This is a genomic window from Roseomonas sp. TAS13 (genome assembly GCF_001950415.1).
In the GTDB taxonomy this organism is placed as follows: Bacteria; Pseudomonadota; Alphaproteobacteria; order Acetobacterales; family Acetobacteraceae; genus Roseomonas; species Roseomonas mucosa.
The window spans coordinates 1-776 of the sequence record NZ_BDLP01000759.1 but is presented as its reverse complement, the minus strand read 5'-3'; the positions used below and the strand labels follow the sequence as shown (position 1 = coordinate 776).

The following is a 776-nucleotide window of genomic DNA, read 5'->3' as shown; positions in this document are numbered from 1 at the left end:
CCGCCGGGCAGGCGCGAGAGGTCGGCGTTCAGGTCCAGGCCGCGCCAGGGCAGCAGCGCGGGGTCGCCGAGGCCGGGGTCCCAGAGCGGGATGGGCTGGTGCCCGGGCTGGCGGAAGGCGAGGCGCAGGGTGGCCGCGTTTCCGTCCAGCACCGCCTCGTGGCGCAGGCTGTCGCCACCCACCGGGGCGGCCTCGAAGACCGGCTCCATTTCCGGCCGCCGCTTCAGGTCGATCAGCATCCGGCCCTTCGCGCCATGCGGGTCGATGGCGAAGGCCACTTCCTCGATCCGGTCGAAGTCACGGATCACCCGGTTGCGCTCGAAGCGGATGCCGGTGGAACGCTCGGTCCGGCTGATGCGGCTGGAGAGCTGCACGTCGCGGTCGCGCCCGAAGGCGATCACCCGGCTTTCCCCCGGCGGCAGGGTGGCGAGCTGGGCGTCGCCGAGGAAGCTGCCCGCCTCCGGACCGGTCGCGCCATAGACCGTGGCCAGCCCGGCCGGCAGGGTGCGGCCGGTGTCGTTGCGCAGGCGCAGCGCCGCCAGCGGGAAGCGGGCACCGGCGTCCTGCACCCACCAGACCCGTTCCGCCGGGATTCCCGCATCCAGGAAGGGGATGTTCGCCGTTTCCCCGCCGCGCAGGCTGAGCGGCTCCGGCAGGGTGAAGGCGATCCGGCCCGGGGCGAGTTCCGCCGTGGCCTCGGCCGCGGGAGGCGCCATGGAGGCGGGCGCCGCGGCCTCGGCGGCATCGGCCCCCATGCGATAGGCCGGGCGCGCGGC

At 75.4% G+C, this 776-nt stretch carries 1 pseudogene; it reads right to left on the bottom strand.

The features are described 5' to 3' along the window. Positions 1-776: pseudogene (locus tag ROTAS13_RS27650) on the bottom strand (DUF4139 domain-containing protein); the annotation flags it as partial.